The following is a 3139-nucleotide window of genomic DNA, read 5'->3' on the forward strand; positions in this document are numbered from 1 at the left end:
CTGCATGGCTTCGAAGGGGGTGAGGGGCTCGTCGTGCAGGACGTACAGATTGCCCTTGATGCGCCCGGTCTTGGGATCGCGCCGGCGGCGCACGAGGCTGAGCCAGCGTGTCAGGCGCAGCAGGCGCCGCAGCTCGCCATGGCGACGATGCTCCAGGCGCAGTTCGAGGGCGCGTGGCAGGCCGGTGAGCAGGCTGTCGCCAGCGGCATTGGGCGGCGGCCAGTCGGCGTGCCACTGGCCCTCGTCGTCGAGGTAGCGCAGGCTCAACGCCTGCACCCCGTCGAGCGCCTGCTGCACCTGCGGCTGGCTGTCCTGGGCCTGGTCCAGCACGCGCCAGTAAAGGCGCTGCCACTGTTCGCCGCTGAGCTGCCAGCGTACCCGCTGCAGCTCGGCGCGCGGCTGACCGAGCGGATTGCGCCAGCCGGCGCGAGTCAACTCCAGCGCCGAGGTATCGCTCGGCTCGCTGCGCAGGGCCGGCTGCGGGTCGCCGAAGCCATCGCGGATCGGCCGCACCGCCACCTGCAGCACGTCGCGCTCGAAGGCGGCCATCGCCCGCACCAGCTCGCGCAGCTGCTGCTCGTGGTTGCGGGTGGCGGCGTCGGCGCTGAGCACGCTGTCGAGCATGCGGTAGGTGGCCAACCCGAGAATGGCGAAAATGGCGATGGCGATCAGCAATTCGAGCAGGGTAAAGCCGCGCTGCGGTCGAGCTGTAGGAGCGAGCTCTGCTCGCGAATCCAGATTGAGGCCATTTCGCGAGCAGAGCTCGCTCCTACGGGCCATACGCTTCATCACGGCGCACCCAGAAAGCCGCTGAGGCTGACCAGCGCGCGCTCGCGCAGATCGCCCGAGGCGCCACGCTGCTCGGCGGCGACCCACAGGGTCACCCGGCGCATGCTCGGCTCGCTGGTGGCCTGAATCTCGCTCTGCCACAGCCAGCGACGCGCGGCAAACTCCACCTGGCCCTGGTCGCGACCGTCGGCCGGCGGCGCCTCGGCCAGCTGCAGCTCGGTAAGGCGGTTGTCGGCCACCCACATGGCCAGGGTCTTGGCTTCCAGCTGCGCGGCGGTCTGCACGCTGCGCGCGCTGGCAGTCAGCACGCTGGCGGCGACCAGGGCGAAGATGGCCAGCGCCACCAGCACTTCGAGCAGGGTGAAACCGCGCGCGCGCTTCATCCGGCGCGCCCTGCCGCCAGCTCCTCGATACGCGGCAGGCCGAAGCCGTCGCTGGACAGCTGCAGCTGCAGGCCGTCGCGGCGGCGCTCGGCCAGGCGCAGGCGAAAAGCCGTGAGCTCGCCGCTGGAGAGAATCAGCAGTTGCGGCGCCAGGGCACTGGCCGCGCCGGGCAGGCGCAAGGCCTCGCCCTCCCCCTCGCCCTCCACCTCAAGAGTCAGCTCGGCCCAGTCCGGCAGGCGATGCGCCTGGCGATCCAGCGCCTGCCACTCGCCGCGCCGCGAATCGTAGCGCAGCACCCGGTAGCCCTCGCGGGTAAAACTCAGGCCGTACTCGCGGTTATCCAGCACCGCCTCGTCGGCCAGCACGCCGATCAGGCCGGCCAGGCGCTCGGCCTCGCCGCGCAGTTCGCGGCTCGGCCCGGCCAGCCCGGTGCCGAGCACCGCCAGGCCGATCAGGCTGCCGAGGATGACCAGCACCACCAGCAGCTCGATCAGGGTGAAGCCCCTCGCCCGCCTGGCCGAGCCCGCAGGTACGCGCTGCATGGCGATCAGAGATCCCAGTTGCCGATGTCCGCGTCCAGGTCGCTGCCGCCCTGCTTGCCGTCGGCGCCGAACGAATAGAGGTCGAAGGCGCCCTTGGTGCCCGGCGCCAGGTACTGGTAGGGATTGCCCCAGGGGTCGACCGGCAGGCGCTTGAGGTAGCCCTCCTTGTTCCAGTTCTTCGCCGGCGGGTTGCCGCCGGGCTTGCTCACCAGCGCCTCGATGCCCTGCTGGGTGCTGGGGTAGCTGTGGTTGTCCAGCTTGTACATGTCCAGCGCCGCGCCGATGGCGCGGATGTCGTTCTGCGCCGCGGTGACCTTGGCCTGATCGGGCCTGCTCATCACCTGCGGCACCACCAGCGCCGCGAGGATGCCGAGAATGACCACCACCACCATGATCTCGATCAGGGTGAAACCCGCCTGTTTTCTACTCACCTGCTAACCCACCATTTGGTTCAACGAAAGAATCGGCAGCAGGATGGCCAGGACTATGACCAACACCACCGCCCCCATGAATACCAGCATGAACGGTTCGAACAAACCCACCAGCAGGGCGATCTGCGCGCCGAGGTCGTTCTCCTGATTCTTCGCCGTGCGCGCCAGCATCTGATCCAGCTCGCCGGAGCGTTCGCCGCTGGCGATCATGTGCAGCATCATCGGCGGAAACTGCCCGGTGGCCTCCAGCGAACGGGTCAGGCTGCCGCCCTCGCGCACCTTCTGCGCCGCCACCAGCACCTCGCCACGGATCACCCGGTTGCCGATCACCTCGCCGGCAATCGCCAGCGCCTCCACCAGCGGCACGCCACTCTGGGTGAGAATCGCCAGGGTGGAGGCGAAACGCGCGCAGTCGGTGGCGCGTCCCAGCCGGCCCAGCAGCGGCACGCGCAGCAGAAACGCGTGCCAGCGCAGCTTGAACGCCTCGTCGCGCAGCGCCCAACGCAGGGCGACGATCGCCAGCGCCAGCAGCACCAGCGTCGCCGCGCCCCAGGCCTTGACCCAGTCGCTCAGGGCGATCAGCCCGCGGGTCAGCGCCGGCAGGGTCTGCCCGGAATCGACGAAGACCTTGACCACGTCCGGCACCACGTAGCCGAGCAGGAAACCGACGATGAGCAAGGACGCACACATCAGGATCAGCGGGTAGAGCAGCGCCAGCTGAATCTTTTGCCGCGACTGCTGGCGCTGCTCGGTGTAGTCGGCCAGCTGTTCCAGCACCGGGCCGAGGTGCCCGGCGTGCTCGCCGGCGGCCACGGTGGCGCGGTACAGCTCGGGAAAGGCGGCGGGAAATTCCTTCAGGCTGGCGGCCAGGCTGTGGCCTTCCAGCACCCGCGCGCGCACCGCCAGCAGCATGGCCTGGATGCGTGCACTGGTGGCTTGCGCGGCGGCCGCACGCAGCGCCTCCTCGATCGGCAGCGCCGCCTGCACCAGGGTC

The 3139-nt window shown here is 69.8% G+C and carries 5 protein-coding genes; all 5 read right to left on the reverse strand.

Going from position 1 to position 3139, the window contains the following annotated elements; translation table 11 throughout:
• Window positions 1-789 (reverse strand): type II secretion system minor pseudopilin GspJ (gene gspJ, locus N878_RS16185; protein ID WP_256218096.1); only part of this gene is annotated, 789 nt, incomplete at its 3' end.
• Window positions 789-1172 carry a type II secretion system minor pseudopilin GspI gene (gene gspI / locus N878_RS16190; protein WP_021444653.1) on the reverse strand — a complete coding sequence of 128 codons (384 nt, stop codon included), beginning with the start codon at window positions 1170-1172 and terminating at the stop codon, window positions 789-791. The genes gspJ and gspI, both read right to left, overlap by 1 nt.
• On the reverse strand, window positions 1169-1714 hold the full coding sequence (gene gspH, locus N878_RS16195; RefSeq protein WP_021444654.1) for a type II secretion system minor pseudopilin GspH: 546 nt from the start codon (window positions 1712-1714) through the stop codon (window positions 1169-1171). Before gspH ends, gspI begins: the two co-directional genes overlap by 4 nt.
• A 5-nt stretch (window positions 1715-1719) precedes the next feature.
• The gene (gspG, locus tag N878_RS16200) at window positions 1720-2145 is read right to left on the reverse strand and encodes a type II secretion system major pseudopilin GspG (RefSeq protein ID WP_031303287.1); all 426 of its coding nucleotides are present in this window, start codon (window positions 2143-2145) and stop codon (window positions 1720-1722) included.
• A gap of 3 nt (window positions 2146-2148) precedes the next feature.
• On the reverse strand, window positions 2149-3139 hold a 991-nt coding region (locus N878_RS16205; RefSeq protein WP_021444656.1), incomplete at its 5' end, for a type II secretion system F family protein.

This window comes from Pseudomonas sp. EGD-AK9 (assembly GCF_000465935.2).
GTDB lineage: Bacteria > Pseudomonadota > Gammaproteobacteria > Pseudomonadales > Pseudomonadaceae > Aquipseudomonas.

Coding starts and splice junctions, on each gene's coding strand:
- gspI (WP_021444653.1), bottom strand. CDS start 1,172: ATGAAGCGCGCGCGCGGTTTCACCCTGCTCGAAGTGCTGGTGGCGCTG.
- gspH (WP_021444654.1), bottom strand. CDS start 1,714: ATGCAGCGCGTACCTGCGGGCTCGGCCAGGCGGGCGAGGGGCTTCACC.